At 70.1% G+C, this 16,675-nt stretch carries 12 protein-coding genes, 1 tRNA gene and 1 pseudogene; 10 read left to right on the top strand and 4 right to left on the bottom strand.

The window, feature by feature from the left end; genetic code table 11:
* Positions 1 to 9: 9 nt before the first annotated feature.
* From G3I71_RS15565 to G3I71_RS15550, 4 genes are all read left to right on the top strand, one after another.
* Positions 10 to 966 carry a carbohydrate ABC transporter permease gene (locus tag G3I71_RS15565; protein ID WP_164315106.1) on the top strand — a complete coding sequence of 319 codons (957 nt, stop codon included), beginning with the start codon at positions 10 to 12 and terminating at the stop codon, positions 964 to 966.
* Positions 963 to 1,838 (top strand): carbohydrate ABC transporter permease, encoded by an 876-nt coding sequence (locus G3I71_RS15560; RefSeq protein ID WP_164315104.1) that lies wholly within the window; start codon positions 963 to 965, stop codon positions 1,836 to 1,838. The genes G3I71_RS15565 and G3I71_RS15560 overlap by 4 nt, the downstream gene beginning before the upstream one ends.
* 10 nt (positions 1,839 to 1,848) lie before the next feature.
* Positions 1,849 to 2,466, top strand: a complete 618-nt coding sequence (locus tag G3I71_RS15555) for a hypothetical protein (protein ID WP_164315102.1) — start codon at positions 1,849 to 1,851, stop codon at positions 2,464 to 2,466.
* A 133-nt stretch (positions 2,467 to 2,599) separates the two neighbouring features.
* Positions 2,600 to 5,332, top strand: coding sequence for a Tat pathway signal sequence domain protein (locus G3I71_RS15550; RefSeq protein WP_164315100.1), 2,733 nt, complete (start codon positions 2,600 to 2,602; stop codon positions 5,330 to 5,332).
* Between the two features lie 7 nt (positions 5,333 to 5,339).
* On the opposite strand, the gene G3I71_RS15545 is transcribed toward G3I71_RS15550, so the two are convergent.
* Positions 5,340 to 7,808, bottom strand: a complete 2,469-nt coding sequence (locus G3I71_RS15545; protein ID WP_164315098.1) for an SCO7613 C-terminal domain-containing membrane protein — start codon at positions 7,806 to 7,808, stop codon at positions 5,340 to 5,342.
* A gap of 78 nt (positions 7,809 to 7,886) precedes the next feature.
* Between G3I71_RS15545 and G3I71_RS15540 the strand changes: the two genes are divergently transcribed.
* Together G3I71_RS15540 and G3I71_RS15535 are read left to right on the top strand one after the other, a co-directional pair.
* Complete coding sequence (locus G3I71_RS15540; protein WP_164315096.1) at positions 7,887 to 8,333, top strand: SRPBCC family protein; 447 nt, start codon at positions 7,887 to 7,889, stop codon at positions 8,331 to 8,333.
* Between the two features lie 39 nt (positions 8,334 to 8,372).
* A tRNA-Val gene (locus tag G3I71_RS15535) sits at positions 8,373 to 8,444 on the top strand.
* Between the two features lie 98 nt (positions 8,445 to 8,542).
* On the opposite strand, the gene G3I71_RS15530 is transcribed toward G3I71_RS15535, so the two are convergent.
* Complete coding sequence (locus G3I71_RS15530) at positions 8,543 to 9,268, bottom strand: 3'-5' exonuclease (protein ID WP_164315094.1); 726 nt, start codon at positions 9,266 to 9,268, stop codon at positions 8,543 to 8,545.
* Between the two features lie 168 nt (positions 9,269 to 9,436).
* Between G3I71_RS15530 and G3I71_RS15525 the strand changes: the two genes are divergently transcribed.
* From G3I71_RS15525 to thrS, 3 genes are all read left to right on the top strand, one after another.
* A complete protein-coding gene (locus tag G3I71_RS15525) occupies positions 9,437 to 10,003 on the top strand; it encodes a DUF4365 domain-containing protein (RefSeq protein WP_164315092.1) in 567 nt (188 codons plus the stop codon).
* Positions 10,000 to 11,223, top strand: a complete 1,224-nt coding sequence (locus G3I71_RS15520; protein WP_164315090.1) for a hypothetical protein — start codon at positions 10,000 to 10,002, stop codon at positions 11,221 to 11,223. Before G3I71_RS15525 ends, G3I71_RS15520 begins: the two co-directional genes overlap by 4 nt.
* 123 nt (positions 11,224 to 11,346) lie before the next feature.
* The gene (gene thrS / locus G3I71_RS15515) at positions 11,347 to 13,323 is read left to right on the top strand and encodes a threonine--tRNA ligase (protein ID WP_164315088.1); all 1,977 of its coding nucleotides are present in this window, start codon (positions 11,347 to 11,349) and stop codon (positions 13,321 to 13,323) included.
* 40 nt (positions 13,324 to 13,363) lie between these two features.
* On the opposite strand, the pseudogene G3I71_RS15510 reads toward thrS, so the two are convergent.
* Positions 13,364 to 14,050, bottom strand: a pseudogene (locus G3I71_RS15510) (potassium channel family protein).
* A gap of 67 nt (positions 14,051 to 14,117) precedes the next feature.
* Here G3I71_RS15510 and G3I71_RS15505 point away from each other — a divergent pair.
* The gene (locus tag G3I71_RS15505) at positions 14,118 to 14,711 is read left to right on the top strand and encodes an HIT domain-containing protein (RefSeq protein WP_164315086.1); all 594 of its coding nucleotides are present in this window, start codon (positions 14,118 to 14,120) and stop codon (positions 14,709 to 14,711) included.
* Between the two features lie 96 nt (positions 14,712 to 14,807).
* On the opposite strand, the gene G3I71_RS15500 is transcribed toward G3I71_RS15505, so the two are convergent.
* Positions 14,808 to 16,475: a hypothetical protein gene (locus tag G3I71_RS15500; RefSeq protein WP_164315085.1), complete on the bottom strand. Its 1,668-nt coding sequence runs from the start codon at positions 16,473 to 16,475 to the stop codon at positions 14,808 to 14,810.
* Between the last annotated feature and the right edge of the window lie 200 nt (positions 16,476 to 16,675).

The following is a 16,675-nucleotide window of genomic DNA, read 5'->3' as shown; positions in this document are numbered from 1 at the left end:
CGTACCACCATGACGCTCGTCAAAGAAGCGCCCGCGCGCCCGGCGCAGAAGCGGTCCGCCGCTCCTGTCGCCGGGCGGCGCGGGCGGCGCCGCGAGAACCTCGCCGGTTATCTCTTCATGTCGCCGTGGATCGCGGGGTTCCTGCTGCTCACGGCGGGGCCGATGATCGCGTCGCTCTACTACGCGTTCACCAGCTACAACCTGTTCACGCCGCCCAAGTGGGTGGGGCTGGACAACTTCACGACGATGTTCCAGGACCCGCGCTGGCAGAAGTCGGTCGAGGTCACGCTGAAGTACGTCGTCGTGGCCACCCCGCTGAAGCTGCTCCTCGCGCTCGGCGTGGCGCTGCTGCTCGCGCAGAGCCGACGTGGACAGGCCCTGTACCGGGCCGCGTTCTACCTGCCGTCGCTCATCGGCGCCAGTGTGTCCGTGGGCTTCGTCTGGCGGGCGCTGTTCTCCGACGACGCCGTCGTGGACCGTACGCAGAAGATCTTCGGGCTCGATGTCGGCGGCTGGATCGGCAACCCGGACTACGTCCTGTACGCCCTGGTGGCGCTGAGCATCTGGCAGTTCGGCGCGCCGATGGTCATCTTCCTGGCCGGGCTCAAGCAGGTGCCGCAGGAACTGTACGAGGCCGCCGAGATGGACGGAGCCGGTCCCTTCCGGCGGTTCTGGAACATCACGCTGCCGATGATCTCCCCGGTGCTGTTCTTCAACGTGCTGCTGGAGTCCATCCACGCGTTCCAGGTGTTCGGCTCCGCCTATGTCGTCTCCGACACCCGGTGCGGGCCTGCCGACGCCACCCTCGTCTACACCTGCTACCTCTACCAGAAGGGCTTCAAGGAGGCCCAGATGGGCTTCGCCTCCGCGATGGCCTGGACGCTGGTGATCGCGGTGGCGCTCGTCACGGCGGTCCTGTTCTGGTCGCAGAAGAAGTGGGTGCACTACGAGGAGGCCGCCAAGTGACCAGTGCCACCAGCCCTGTCGCACACGCCCCGCACGAGCGGCGGCGCGTCGGATCCCTCGTCTGGCACGGGGGAGCGCTCCTCGTGCTCGCGGTCGTTCTCTACCCGGTGATCTGGGTGCTCGGTGCCTCGTTCAAGCCGAGCAAGGACATCGTCGCCAGCCTCGACCTGCTGCCCACCAAGCCGGTCTGGGCCAACTTCTCCGGGCTCGCCGACGGCATCTCGGGCATCTCCATCGGCAGCTTCTTCAGCAACTCGCTGATGTACGCGGGCCTGGCCGTGGTCGGTGTGGTGATCTCCAGTTCGCTGACCGCGTACGCCTTCGCCAAGATCCGGTTCGCCGGACGGAACCTGCTGTTCACGCTGATGATCGGCACCCTGCTGCTGCCGTACCACGTGCTGCTCATCCCGCAGTACGTGCTGTTCCGCAACCTCGGTTACATCGACACGCTCGTGCCGCTCGTCGCGGGCAAGTTCCTCGCCACGGAGGCGTTCTTCGTCTTCCTGATGGTCCAGTTCATGCGCGGGCTGCCGCGCGAGCTGGACGAGGCCGCCAAGCTCGACGGGTGCGGACACCTGCGGACCTACTGGTCCATCGTGCTGCCGCTCAGCCGGCCCGCCATCATCACCAGCGCCATCTTCACGTTCATCAACGCGTGGAACGACTTCATGGGGCCGTTGATCTACCTCAACACCCCCTCCAAGTACACCGTTTCACTCGGCCTGATGATGTTCCGCGACCAGGAGGGCATCTCCAACTACGGCAGCATGATCGCCATGTCGCTGGTGGCGCTCGTGCCGGTCGTCGCCTTCTTCATGGCCTTCCAGCGCTATCTCATCGACGGTATGGCGACCTCCGGACTGAAGGGCTGAGGCGGCCACCATGGCCCAAACACGTGTGAAGGCCCGCTCCCCGCACAGGGAGCGCAAGGAGCGCAAGGAGTCCGTGTTCGGCGAGCGCTTCGCGCTCTTCGCCGAGTGTCTGCTCACCGGGGTGTGGATCGCCGTGGCCTGTCTCGGGGTCGTCACCTACCCCGCGGCCTTCGCCGCCGGCGCACGGCATCTGCGGCGTCGTACGACCCATGAGGGCGGCGGCTGGCGGGAGTTCGTCGCGGACTTCCGGGCGGCCGTGCGCGGCGGGTGGGCCGTCGGGCTCGTCGGCTGGGCGGTGGCCGCCGCGGTCTGGGTGGACGTCCTGGCCGCGCGGGCCGGGATTCCCGGTGGGCGGTTCGTCGGGGCCGTCGGCATCTTCGCGCTGATCGGGCTCGCCGTGGCCCTGCTCCGGGCGGCGGCCGTCTGGACACCGGGCGCCCCCTGGCGGGCGCTGCTCGTGGACGCCGGTCGCCGGACGCTGCGCGATCCCGCCGGATCCTTCCTGGTCGTCTGCGGGCTGGCCGTGGTGGCGCTGTCCGCAGGGTTCCTTCCGCCGCTGGCGGTTCCCGTCCTCGGGGCCGTCGCGGCGGCGGCCGTCGCCGTGGAAGAGCGGTACCGGCGCCGCTGACGGGCGGTGCCCTCGCACAAGGTCGGCGCCCCGGGCGCCGCACCTCTCTCTGTCATGCCCCTGACCGTCACCCTTGACCACCACCCCTGACCATCAACCCTGCATCCGCACGGAAAGGAAAGGCTGGTCCCTCATGTCTCCCATCCCCCGCAGGTCACTCCTCAAGGCCGCCGCAGTCGCCGGAGCCGCCGCCCAGTTCAGCTGGGCCCTCGGCTCGACCGCGCAGGCCGCGCCCACAGCCGCCGAGGCCGACTCCGATCCCGTGACCCTGGACTGGCTGGAGGACGGCGGCCTCGGCGCCGCACCCGGCTCCACGGTCGGCGTGCCCTGGCCGAAGGGCACCTACGACGCGGGCCAGACCTTCGCGCTCACGGACGCCACCGGCACGTCCGTACCCGTACAGTCCTGGCCGCTCGCCTACTGGCCCGACGGCTCCCTCAAGTGGACCGCGCACGCCGTGAGTTCGGGCTCCGGCAAGCTGACGCTCGCCGCCGGGGCGCCCACGGCCCCCGCAGCGAAGGTCACCGTCGACAGGAGCGGCGGGACCATCGACATATCGACCGGAGTCATCACCGCGCGCATCGGCAAGTCCGGTTCCACGCTGGTGAAGTCGGTGAGACGCGGCTCCACCGAGATCGCGAAGAACGGGCGGCTCGTCCTCATCCGCCAGCCCGAGATCGAGGACGAGGACCAGGGCACCACCAAGTTCGAGCGCTTCGAGAGCGCCATCGGCAAGGTCGAGGTCGAACAGGACGGCCCCGTAAGGGCAGTTGTCCGCATCGACGGCAAGCACCGCAAGGGCAGCCGCAGTTGGCTCCCCTTCTCGGTCCGCCTCTACTTCTACGCCGGCGCCGACTCCTTCCGCATGGTCCACACCATCACGTTCGACGGCACCCAGGAGCCCGGCAAGGCCAGCGGCGACTTCATCCGCGGCATCGGGGTCCGCTTCACCGTGCCGATGCGGGACGCCTCGTACGACCGGCACATCCGGATCGGCGGCGACGGCACCGGACTGCTGCGCGAGGCCGTCAAGGGCATCACCGGGCAGCGGCGCGACCCCGGCGCGACCGTCCAGGCCGCCCAGTTCGCGGGGGAGAAGCTGGCCGACCCGTCGACCTGGGACCAGCGCGTCACCACCCGCCTCCAGTACATCCCCGAGTGGGGCGACTACACCCTCTCCCAGCTCTCCGCCGACGGCTTCACCCTCCGCAAGCGCACCAAGAAGGGGCACGGCTGGATCGGTGCCGGCGGCGGCAAACGCGCCTCCGGGTTCGGCTACGTCGGCGGGGCGAGCGGAGGATTCTCCTTCGGCCTGCGGGACTTCTGGGAGAAGCACCCCGCCCAGCTCGACATCCGCGACGCCCAGACCGACGAGGCCGAGGTCACCCTCTGGCTCTGGTCGCCCGAGGCCCAGCCCATGGACCTGCGCTTCTACCACGACGGCATGGGCCAGGACACGTACGCGAAGCAGCTCGAAGGCCTCAACATCACCTACGAGGACTACGAACCCGGCTTCGGCACCCCCTACGGCATCGCCCGCACCTCCGAGCTCCTCTTCTGGGCCAACGAGTCGACCCCGACCGCCGAGAAACTCGCCGAACAGGTCGAAGCCGTACGGGTGCTGCCGCAGCTCGCCGCCCCGCCCAGGCAGCTCATCAAGGCCCAGGTCTTCGGCCCGGGACTGTACTCCGAGCCCGACCGCTCCACCCCGGCCAAGGCCAAGATCGAGGACCACCTCGACTTCCTCTTCACCTACTACAAGGATCAGGTGGAGATGCGTCGTTGGTACGGCTTCTGGGACTACGGCGACATCATGCACTCGTACGACCCCGTCAGGCACCAGTGGCGGTACGACGTCGGCGGCTACGCGTGGGACAACTCTGAGCTGTCGCCCGACCTCTGGCTCTGGTTCGCGTACCTGCGCTCCGGCCGCGCCGACATCTTCCGCTTCGCCGAGGCGATGACCCGGCACACCGGGGAGGTCGACGTCTACCATCTCGGGCAGTGGGCCGGCCTCGGCACCCGGCACGGCGTCCAGCACTACGCCGACAGCGCCAAGCAGCAGCGCATCGCCAACACCACCTACCGCCGCTACTACTACTTCCTCACCGGCGACGAACGCGTCGGCGACCTCATGCACGCCAACGTCGACAGCGACGAGACCTTCCTCATCCTCGACCCCATCCGCAAGATCCGCACCGAGCCGTACACCCCCGACCGGCACGCCCTGTCGATCGGCTTCGGCACCGACTGGAGCGGGCTCGTGTCGGCCTGGCTGACCGAGTGGGAGCGCAAGGGCCCCAAGTGGGAGAAGGCCAAGGCGCGGGTGCTGTCCACCATGGAGACCATCGCCGCCCAGCCCAACGGGTTCGTGCAGGGCAGCGGCCTGTACGACCTCGACACCGGGAAGTTCGCCGTCGCCGCGGCGCCCGTCGTCGGCGTCTCGCACCTCTCCGCGGTCTTCGGGCTCAACGAACTGTGCGCCGAACTGATCGACCTGGTCGAGATGCCGAGGTTCAAGGAGGCGTACCTCGACTACTGCCGCTACTTCAACGCCACCAAGGCCGAACAGGCGGCCCGCTACGGCTCCAACTTCGGCACGCTGCTCCTCTTCCAGGGCCACTCGCGGCTCGACGCGTACGCGGCCGTACAGACCGGTGACGCGAAGCTCGTCACGCGCGCGTGGGACAAGTTCTACAACTCCGACGGCTACAAGGAGTCGGCCCCCTGGAAGACCGAACCGGTGAGCGGCCCGGTCACCCTGGTCCCGGGCAGCGAGGCCAACTGGGTGTACACCAACGACACCGCCCTCTATGGCCTCGCCGCCATCGAGAACCTGGCACTGCTGGGCGGCAAGATGCCGTAGCGGACGGCTAGTTCATCCCTCCCAGGACCTCCCGCACCCGCCGGACATCGCGGATCCGACGCTCGTACGTCGCTCCGAGTGAGAGCAGCAGCAGTCCGGCGAGGGCGGGAGGGACCCAGCGGGGGAGGGCGTCGGTGACCTGGATGAGGTAGGGCGCGAGTTCGTGCAGCGTGTCCAGGGCCAGCACCGAACCGCCGAGCAGGAGGGGGGCCTGGAGGTGGTGCCGGGCGCCCATCAGGGTGACCAGCAGTGCCGCCAGGCCCAGCAGCAGGGGGCGGGTCCAGTGCGCGTCGCCCCAGGCCGCGACCAGGCTCGGCACGAGGGTGGCGGCCAGGCCGGGGCCGTACGCCGTCCAGGAGGACGCCTGTGGGTCGTGGCGCCGGCGCAGGGCACCGAGCAGCAGCGCAGGGACGGTGACCGGAAGCGTGTACGCCTCGGGCGTCCCGACGTCCCAGGCCGCCAGGCGTACCCAGGTGGCCAGCACGAACAGGGCGGCGGCCAGGTAGCCCACGGGGCGGCGGTCCGGGCGGATCGCCGTGCCCCCGGAGATCACTGCGCACAGGGCCAGCACCAGGGCCAGCAGCGGTGGGTCGGTGAGCGCGAGCCCGACCGCGAGCAGCCCGCCGACCGCGCCCGCGACCTCGACCGGCACGACGGCCCGGGCGTTGCCCAGGCGTGCGGCCGACAGGGCCGCGGCCGCGGGGACGGTGAGCACGAGCAGCGCGGTGTGCGAGGGCTGCCAGTCCAGGGCGGCGCCGGTCGCGCAGGCGAGTGCGGCGGCGTACCCGAGTGCGGCCGGCGCTGTGACAGGGGCCAGGCGCGGGTGCCACGAGGCCGCCGTGAACAGCACGGTCAGGGCGGACAGCACGGCGAGGGTCGCCGACTGCGAGGCGAGGGAGAGGAAGGCGAGGCTGAGGGAGCCGGCCAGGGCGAGGACGAGGGCGGTGAGCCGAGGCGGAGTGAACGGACGGGTCGGTGCTTCCTCTGGCGGGGCGTGCGTGCCCCGGCGTACGTAAACCGTCGCCGTGAGCGCCCCGGCTGTCATGACGCCCTGGGTCGACAGAGCGACCGCATAAGGGAGTTCGAGTACCGCCGGAAGCGCGAACAGCGTCGCCCACAGCAGGGCCGGCGCGCCGCACCGCGCCTGAGGCCGCCAGATGCCGGCCCGGGCGGTCAGGAGGAGCACGGCCGCGACGGCGGCCAGGGCGACGGGAGCCGCCTCCGTGTGCTGCGGCCAGGGCGTGCCGAGCGTCACCGCGGCACGGGCGTCCGACGGGGCGCCCGTCCATGCGCGTTCCGCCCAGCCGACCGGCCCGAGCAGCGCCAGACCGACGACGGGCAGCGCCCACAGCACGGCCAGCGCTTGTACGGTGCCCGAGGCCCACGCGAAGCCGTGCCGGACCGTCGCAGGCAGCCGCCCGGCCCGCAGCGTTGCCAACAGGGCGATCCCGCACGCCAGATGGACCGGAACGGTCCACGCCTCCGGCAGCGCCGGGCGCACCGCACCGCCGAGGGCCGCGACGACGAGCAGTCCTGCGGCCACCGCGAGGCCGAGGGAGTCCTTCCGGCCGGGGCCGTGCTCGTCGGTGCGCGCCTCCCGGATGCCGTCGTGCCAGGCGGCGCCCAGCGCTGTCGCCGCCGCGAGGAGGAGGAGCGCCGCCGCACGGGCGACGGCGCTCGGGCCGGTGGCCGTCCAGGACAGCCAGCCGGCGGCCAGTACGCCCCAGCCACCCATTCCGTACCCGCCGATCGCCGCGACGACCCGTACGGACCGGGCCGTCACCCGGAGCGCCACAACCGTGTTGAACACAGCCGTGAGCAGGAGTGAGGACGTGACCCCGTAGGGCACCGCGGCGGCGGCCAGCGCCCAGAGCAGCAGAGGGAGTTGGGCCGCGGCCAGGGCGGCGGGCAGGGGCAGCCGCAGGCCGCGGGTGGCGGGCAGCAGGCCGTACCCGGCCCACACGACCGCGAGCAGGGCCGACGCGACCGCCGCGTACCCTGTGCCGTCGGTGCCCGCGAGCGCCGCCGCGTGCAGCGCGTAGGCGTCCAGCACCGTCAGTGCGAGCCCGAGGCCCGCCACCGACTCGGCCGTCGACCTCAGCCCCCGCTTCAGCAGCACCACCGGTGCGGCGAGCGCGGCCAGCGTGACCACGCCCAGCACCAGGGCTCGCCCGGTGATTCCCAGATGACCCCAGCTGACCAGTGTGAACACCATCGCCGCGATGGTGAGGAGAACACCGCCGAGCAGGAGCAGCACGTTCTGGACGCTCGGTACGGACGACTCGGGGCGGGGCGGCGCGACAGGCGTCGGTCGTGCCTGGTGCAGGGCTGCGACCAGCCAGGTGCGGCGCGTCAGCAACTGGGTCCGGCGGGCGTCCAGTTGCCACAGCTCGGCGTCGATGAGCCGCAGCTCCTCGGCCGGGGGCGGGAAATACGTCATGCCGCCGAGTGTGGTTCGCGTCACCTCGTGCGGCATGAGTCCGCGTACTCAGCACGTACTCAGATCTGCCTCGGATGTGCGCCGCTTTGCCCGCGTCCGGGGCACAATCCGCTCATGGAATGGACCCACTACCGCTTCCACAGCCGGTGGCGGCTGCCCGCGGCCCCCACCGTCGTGTACGACGCCCTTGAACGGGCCGAGGAGTATCCGCGCTGGTGGCGCCAGGTGCGAGAGGTGAACCGCGTCGACGACACCACCGGTGTCGTCCGCATCCGCTCCCTCCTTCCGTACGACCTGACCTTCACCGCACGCGAGGTGCGCCGCGATCCGGCGGCCGGAGTCCTGGAGATCGCCATGACCGGCGACCTCGACGGCTGGGCGCGCTGGACACTCACCGTGGCCGGCTCCGGCACCCTCGCCCGCTACGACCAGGAGGTCGACGTCACCAAGCCGCTGATGCGCCGCCTGGCCGTCCCCGGACGGCCCCTCTTCCGCGCCAACCACGCCCTGATGATGCGCGCGGGACGACGCGGACTGGCCGCCCATCTCCAAGCGGTTTGAACGAAGCCCGCCCGGACCTGTATTGTTCGGTGCGTTCCCGGGCGATTAGCTCAGTGGGAGAGCGCTTCGTTCACACCGAAGAGGTCACTGGTTCGAACCCAGTATCGCCCACCGGGAGAAGGCCGGTCCGTCATCGACGGACCGGTTTTTTTCATGCGCCCGCACGTCTGCCGAACGGCCATCTGTCGTACGACTTATCCGTCGTACGGCTATGCCGCCGCAGGCATGTCCGGACGCAGCGGCCACGCCGGATCGACCGCCTCCGGTGTACCGCTCTTCGCGAACCATGCCTGCAGGCCGCGCGCCTGCGCCGCGTGCCACACCGACTGGAGGGTGTGCAGTTCGGCGGGGGAGAGACGCTCCAGCCGGGTCGCGAAACGGCGCCCGACCGCCCGTACGACCTCCAGTGAGGCCGTCGCGTCCGCCGCCGCGTCATGGGCGCCCTCCAGGGTGACGCCGTAGTGCGCGCACAGGTCCGTGAGGGTGCGGCGGCCCTTGCGGTAGCGGTCCAGGTGCTTGTCCAGGACCCGGGGATCCAGCACCAGCAGTGGTGTCGAGTCGAACCAGCGGTCGAGCGACGAGGCGCGATGGCGGCGCAACTCCCGGTCCAGCATGGTCAGATCGAAGGGCGCGTTCATGATGACCAGCGGGCGGCCCGCCGCCGCCTGCTCCGCCAGCGCCCGGGCTATCTCCTCCATCACAGGGGCCGGCCAGCGGCCGTTGCGCTGCAGATGTTCGTCCGTCAGCCCGTGCACCGCCGTCGCCGAAGCGGGCACGGGCACACCCGGGTTGATCAGCCATCGGCTGACCCGCGGCCGGATGGCCGGACCTTCCTGGACCACGATGGAAGCCGACACGATCCGGTCGGTCTCGACGTCCACACCCGTGGTCTCCGTGTCGAACGCGGCCAAGGGGCCCTCGTACCAGCACGTCATACCTATGCAACTCCTCGTTCACCCGCGGCAGCCGACGCACCGTCTTCTGCCCGTTTGGTGATACCCGGGCTGTTTGCGCCGTACGCCGGAAGGAGACAACAGAGATACAGGTTTACGCACTTCACCAGCCTGTCACCGTAATTCACCTGGTTTGGAAGGCACTTGGTCATGGCGATAGCGCAGCCCGAACGGGGCGGGCTGCTGCCCGAGCGGACGGCACCCCATCGAGGCAACCTCGCCACCACCGCCTGCATGGAGACACTGCAGGTGGGCTATCTGCACGCCGTGGCCGCGGCGGCCGGCTGCTCGCTGTCCCAGCCGTTCCCCGACAACGGCATCGACTGGCACGTCAGCCATGGCGCCCCCGGGCACACGGTCGACGACGAGGTCACCATCAAGGTCCAGCTGAAGTGCACGTACCAGATCGCACCGAACCCGCCGGGCCCGTACTTCTCCTTCACGCTCGACAACGCCCACCTGACGAAACTCGCCCGCACCCCGGTATCGGTGCACAAGATCCTGGTCGTGATGCTCGTACCGCGCGCGCAGGACGACTGGCTGCGCGCCGGCCACGACCGCCTCGACCTGCGGCACTGCTGCTACTGGATCAACCTCGCCGGCCAGCGGACCACCGGCCGGTACCGGACCACCGTGCGGATACCGACCTCACGCATCTTCGACGACCGCGCGCTGTGCGAGATCATGACGCGCGTCGGGACGGGAGGCAGACCGTGACGCACCGGCCCACCGAGGACCCCCTGCGGCCCGTCAGGCCGCACCCCGTGGACACCCCCTGGCACGACGAACCGCCCGCGCCCGAACAGGTCGACCCCGCCGTGCTCGGCGCCCTCCTGCGCCGGCACGGCTGGCAGCGGCGCGGGGGAGCCGTCGGACGTTACGGCCGCTGGACCCCACCCGGGCCCGGCGGCAACGGCACGAGCCTCCTCGTGCCCGAGAGCCGGGCCTTCCCCGACAGCGACGACCTGCTCGCTGAGGCCCTCGTCGCGCTCGCCCGCAGCGGTTCGCCCTCCGCACGCGAGGTGCTCGTCGGCCTCGCCGTGCCCAGCGACGAGATCCGCTGGTGGCGGGACGTCCCGACCGGCCCCGCGGGTGTCGCCTCCTGGCCCGTCGAGGAACAACTGCGCTCAGCCGCCCGCCGGATGATGCTCGCCGGAGCGCTCGCCACGCGTGCGCGTGCCGGCTACTACGGCGCCCGGCACCGCAGGACCGCCGACGCCCTCCTCGAACACGTACTCGTCGGCGCCGCCCCGGCGGGGCGCAGCCTCACCGCGTTCGTCCCCGTCGACACGGGACGCCCTCTCGCCGTACGCCTCCACCAGGCCCTGTACGCGGCCCGCGAGGCCATCGACTACCACCGGGCCACCGGCGGCATGGACGCCTTCGACGGCGCCGTCGAGGCAGGCGTCAGCCACGAACTGACGGAGGCCCTCGTCGCCCTCGTACGCGGTGCGGAAGGTGCTCGGATCGCCGTCGAGTGGGCACCCGGCGCGGAGGTCCCCGAAGGCTGCTCGGCCCGCACCGAACCCGTCGAGTTCTCCCCCGGCGACCTGCCCGCCCTGCGCGCGGCCGGTGGCCGTTACCTGCGCGAGGAACCGTCGGTGCCTGTCCGGATCACCGGCACGGTGGTAAGGATGCGTAGGTCGGGGCCGCGCGGCGAAGGCGCCGTACGTCTGCGGGTGCTGGCCGGCGCCGAGATCCCGCACGTCCGGATGACGCTGGACGAGGAGGCGTACCGGATCGCCGGGCACGCGCACCTCGTCGGGCTGCCGGTGCGGGTGCACGGCCGGCTGGAGAGCCGGGGCGGCTTCCGCAGGCTGACCCAGGCCTCCGGGGTCGTACCCGTACAGGTCGACGAGGCGGAGCGGGACAGGCTGATGAAGTCGCTGCAGGAGAACCTCGATTTCTTCGAGGAGGCGTGCAGCGGGGACGACTGAGGGTGGCGGTGACGAGGGCTTCCGGTTTATCTGTTTCGCGGTGGGCGGGCCTGGGTCGGTACGATCCTCCCTTGCGCGCGCTCTCGGTATGGCGCCGCACCCACCTGCAGTCAGGAGAGACCGGTGTCAGACGTCCGTGTAATCATCCATCGCGATTCCGAGCGGGAAGAGCGCGTGGTGACGACGGGGACTACGGCCGCCGACCTCTTCGCGGGCGAACGTTCGATCGTCGCCGCGCGGGTGGGCGGGGAGCTCAAGGACCTCGCGTACGCGGTGGCGGACGGCGAGGAGGTCGAGCCGGTCGAGATCTCCTCCGAGGACGGCCTGAACATCCTGCGCCACTCCGCCGCCCATGTCATGGCCCAGGCCGTGCAGGAGCTGTTCCCGGAGGCCAAGCTCGGTATCGGCCCGCCGGTCAAGGACGGCTTCTACTACGACTTCGACGTCGAGAAGCCGTTCACGCCCGAGGACCTCAAGGTCATCGAGAAGAAGATGCAGGAGATCCAGAAGCGCGGGCAGCGGTTCTCCCGCCGTGTGGTGACCGACGAGGCGGCTCGCGAGGAGCTGGCGTCGGAGCCGTACAAGCTGGAGCTGATCGGCATCAAGGGCTCCGCCTCGACCGACGACGGCGCGAACGTCGAGGTCGGCTCCGGCGAGCTGACCATCTACGACAACCTCGACGCCAAGACCGGCGACCTGTGCTGGAAGGACCTCTGTCGCGGTCCTCACCTGCCCACCACCCGGAACATCCCGGCGTTCAAGCTGATGCGCAACGCCGCCGCCTACTGGCGGGGCAGCGAGAAGAACCCGATGCTCCAGCGCATCTACGGCACCGCCTGGCCCACCAAGGAGGAGCTGAAGGCGCACCTCGACTTCCTCGTCGAGGCGGAGAAGCGCGACCACCGCAAGCTGGGCAGCGAACTGGACCTGTTCTCGATCCCGGAGCAGATCGGCTCCGGCCTCGCCGTCTTCCACCCCAAGGGTGGCGTCGTCCGTCGGGTGATGGAGGACTACTCGCGCCGCCGGCACGAGGAGGAGGGCTACGAGTTCGTCTACACCCCGCACGCGACGAAGGGGAAGCTCTTCGAGACCTCGGGCCACCTGGACTGGTACGCCGACGGCATGTACCCGCCCATGCAGCTCGACGAGGGCGTGGACTACTACCTCAAGCCCATGAACTGCCCGATGCACAACCTGATCTTCGACGCGCGTGGCCGTTCCTACCGTGAACTCCCGCTGCGCCTCTTCGAGTTCGGGACCGTGTACCGGTACGAGAAGTCCGGCGTCGTGCACGGCCTGACCCGTGCCCGGGGCTTCACCCAGGACGACGCGCACATCTACTGCACGCGTGAGCAGATGGCGGAGGAACTGGACAAGACGCTCACCTTCGTCCTCGGCCTGCTGCGGGACTACGGTCTGACCGACTTCTACCTTGAGCTGTCCACCAAGGATCCGGAGAAGTTCGTCGGCTCGGACGAGGTCTGGGAAGAGGCCACGGAGACGCTGCGACAGGTGGCCGAGAAGCAGGGGCTGCCGCTCGTTCCCGACCCGGGCGGCGCTGCCTTCTACGGTCCGAAGATCTCCGTCCAGACGAAGGACGCGATCGGCCGGACCTGGCAGATGTCGACGGTTCAGCTCGACTTCAACCTGCCCGAGCGGTTCGACCTGGAGTACACCGGCCCCGACGGGTCGAAGCAGCGCCCGGTGATGATCCACCGCGCCCTGTTCGGCTCCATCGAGCGGTTCTTCGCCGTGCTCCTCGAGCACTACGCGGGCGCGTTCCCGGCATGGCTGGCGCCCGTCCAGGCGGTCGGTATCCCGATCGGCGACGGGCATGTGGAGTACCTGCAGAAGTTCGCCGCGGAGGCGAAGAAGAAGGGGCTGCGGGTCGAGGTCGACTCGTCGTCCGACCGTATGCAGAAGAAGATCCGTAACGCCCAGAAGCAGAAGGTGCCGTTCATGGTCATCGTCGGCGACGACGACATGAACGGCGAGACGGTGTCCTTCCGCTACCGGGACGGCTCGCAGGAGAACGGCATTCCCTTCACGGAGGCCATCGCGAAGATCGCGAAGGTGGTCGAGGAGCGGGCGCAGGTCTGATCGGTAGCCGATGGGTCGCTGACCGGGGCCCCCGGGGAAGTCACTTCCCCGGGGGCCCTTCGGCGTCCCCGGGCAAGTCCCGCGTCGGCCGGTCCTCCCGCGAGAACACCTGCAACAGCCACGACGAGAACGACCCCGTCACCGCTCCCAACAGCGCGAGACCACACGCCATCAGGCCCACCGCGACCAGCCGGCCGACCGGAGTCACGGGAGAGACATCGCCGTACCCGACGGTCGCGAGCGTGGCGCAGGTCCACCACACGGCGTCGCCGAACGTCCGGATCGTCGCGCCGGGCTCGGCGTGCTTCTGCTGGTACACGGCCAGGGCACCCGCGAACCCGAGCAGTGCCACCGACAGACCGGCGTACACGATCACGCGTGCGTGCGTGCAGCGTCAGCCGCGGCCTGCCACGCCGGTGCAGTACGGCCTGGTGCACCCTGACGACGCGCAGCGGACGCAGCAGGGGCAGCAGCAGGACGAGGGTGTCCAGCCAGTGCGTGCGTACGAACCGCGCGCCGGCGCCGCTCAGCCGCCGGCGGACCGCGTAGTCGAGAGCGAAGAGCGCCCAGGCGGCCAGCAGCACCGCCAGGCAGAGACCTGTCCGGTGCCGGACAGACCGAGGGCGAGTACGCGTACCGCGTACGCGGCGAGATAGAGCAGTGACGCCACCCCGAGCGGCACCTCGGTACGCCGCTCCCAGCGTTCCGTGCGGCTGTCGTCGTCCATTCCGCAAGCTTGGCCGTGGGTGTCCCGGTGCGTGCCCCGGCGATACGCTCCATATGGGCGAAGCAATATGCTGCATGGCATGACGAGTGAGCCGGAGCAGCAGATCGGAGTCGGGACGCAGGACGCGTTTCAGCGCCTGTGGACGCCTCACCGAATGGCGTACATCCAGGGCGAGAACAAGCCCACGGGTCCAGGCGCCGACGACGGCTGTCCCTTCTGCTCGATCCCGGCCAAGTCCGACGAGGACGGCCTCATCCTCCAGCGCGGCGAGCAGGTCTACGCCGTGCTCAATCTGTACCCGTACACGGGCGGCCATCTGATGGTCGTGCCGTACCGGCATGTCGCCGACTACACGGACCTGACGGACTCCGAGACCGCGGAACTGGCGGAGCTGACCAAGCAGGCGATGACGGCCCTGCGCAGGGCGTCCGGCGCGCACGGCTTCAACATCGGGATGAACCAGGGCACGGTGGCGGGCGCGGGTATCGCGGCCCACCTGCACCAGCACATCGTCCCGCGCTGGGGCGGCGACACGAACTTCATGCCGGTGGTGGGCCACACGAAGGTGCTGCCACAGTTGCTGGGGGACACGAGGAAAATGCTGGCGGAGGCGTGGCCGTCCAGTGCGGGCCCGGGCGCCCCCAGCCCGTCCGGCGTTTGAGGACAAGGCCCGTTCAGGGCCGTAGCGGGGGTCTGGGGGCGCAGCCCCCAGTTGACGGCAACCCCCACCGACCCGAACCGCCGAACCGCCGGAGGCCTACGCGTCGTACACGTCGGCCTTGCGGGGCATCGGGTCCTGTACCGCCGTGCTGAGGAACGACGAGCGGTTTCCGAACTTCTCCGTGTCCACGCCGTTCTCCTCCAGGACCTTCATCGCCGCCGCGTGCACGACGCGCAGTACCGGCGTGGCCGCCCGCAACGCGTCGTCGGCCATGAAGCGGTGCCGCCATGGCTGGTCCGCCCACGAGTGACGAAGCCCGAAGGGTTCGGGCAGGCCCAGTGAGCCGCCCAGCCAGTTCAGCAGCGGCGGATACCAGGTCAGCGGCGCACGCGCGGCGAGCCGTACGACCTCGTCCGCGTCGACCAGGGGCAGCTTGACCTTCCGGGTCTCCCAGAACCTGACCGACTTCTGGACCTCCTTCTCCTTGGCCGCGGGCTTGCTGGTGAACAGGGAGTGCACCGGACCGAGCGCGTGCCCGGTCACCTCGATGCGCAGGGTCTCGTGCAGCACGGTGACCGTGATGAGCATCGTGATGATCAACTGGCCGTCCCAGAGCGTCCACTGGACCCCGAGGTAGTGGCGCTGACCACTGCCGAACTGCTGCTTGTTGCAGATGTCCTGTATCGCGTGGTTCTTGATCATGTAGGCGTCCACGTCCGTGCCGCTGGGCCGGGAGACCTCCTTCGCGCCCTCGCCGACGGGCGTGACGATCCAGTGCTTCAGGGACGGCTTGGTGAACCCGCCGGTGTTGAGCGGGCCGCGCTCCAGCATGCGCAGCTGGTCGTGGATGGAACGTATGACGTCCCAGCTGCGGAAGGGGTGGATCTCCTTGGCCGCGTCCCGGGGGACCAGGTCCTCGGCGAGCTGCCAGCTGCCCCACCGGGTGCCCATGCCGAGTATGCCCTTGGGGCCGGCGTAGAAGACGGAGTTGGACTGCTGCTCGGCGCTGAGCCGGGCCAGTTCCTTGCGCAGGTGTTCGGCGGCCGTCTCACCGGGGCTGCCGGGCACCGCCTCGGGGATCCTGGCGCCGACGCCACCGCCGGACAGCAGGCCGGCCCAGCGGTCGCGGAGGTCCTGCGCGGTGCGTTCGCAGATCTGCTTGGCCCACAGCCAGCCGACCACCGGCAGGACGACGCACGCGCGTGCGTACCAGGCCCAGAAGCCGGTGAACGGCATCTTGATCAGGAAGATCACGGCGAAGGCGCCCACGGCGACCAGCAGGGTGGTGGCGAGGGCGGAGGCCCGCTTGTCCGCGCGCTTGGAGACGTTCGCGCGGCCGACGAAGACCAGCAGCCACAACAGGAGGCCGGGAAGGAAGAGCACCCCGCACAGCACCGTCACCGCGGAGAGCAGGTTGTCGCGGTCGCGCCGGATGCGGTGGGCCGCCAGTGCGTGCTCGACGATGACCTGCGGCTCGGTGCCGAAGGACTGGATGAGCGGTTTGCGGCCGGCGCCCAGCATGCGGTCGATCACGGCCCGGGAGAAGGCCTCACCGAGCTTGGGCCGGAAGATCTTCCCCCATGCGCCCCGGGGCGGCTTGACCGTCGACTTGTGCCACTCGTTGTCGGCTTCCAGGATCTTGGTGACCTCGTCGTCCTCCCGGTAGGCCGCCGAGGCCAACGCGAAGGTCGCCGCCGTCTGGCCTGCGGAGCCCGACAGGGGCACCTGTGCCCCGGGACTGAAATCGAAACCGTCGTCCGCCACTGTGCCGCCCCCTCGCCGCCGTACCCGCTTCTGCGGCCTTTCCCGACTTCCTTGCTCCGCACACCTGTTGAACAGGTCATCACGTTGATCGAGTCACAACTTGATCAGGTGATCAGCGTATCCGCAGCCACCGACAATTGGGCGGCGGATGGCACAAGCCGTCCACCGATGTGGAGGTGAGCGTTCCGTAAAGGCCTCTT

Source organism: Streptomyces sp. SID12501 (assembly GCF_010550245.1).
Taxonomy (GTDB): domain Bacteria; phylum Actinomycetota; class Actinomycetes; order Streptomycetales; family Streptomycetaceae; genus Streptomyces.
The sequence above is the reverse complement of the archived record's forward strand: the minus strand, read 5'-3'. Positions and strand labels throughout refer to the sequence as shown.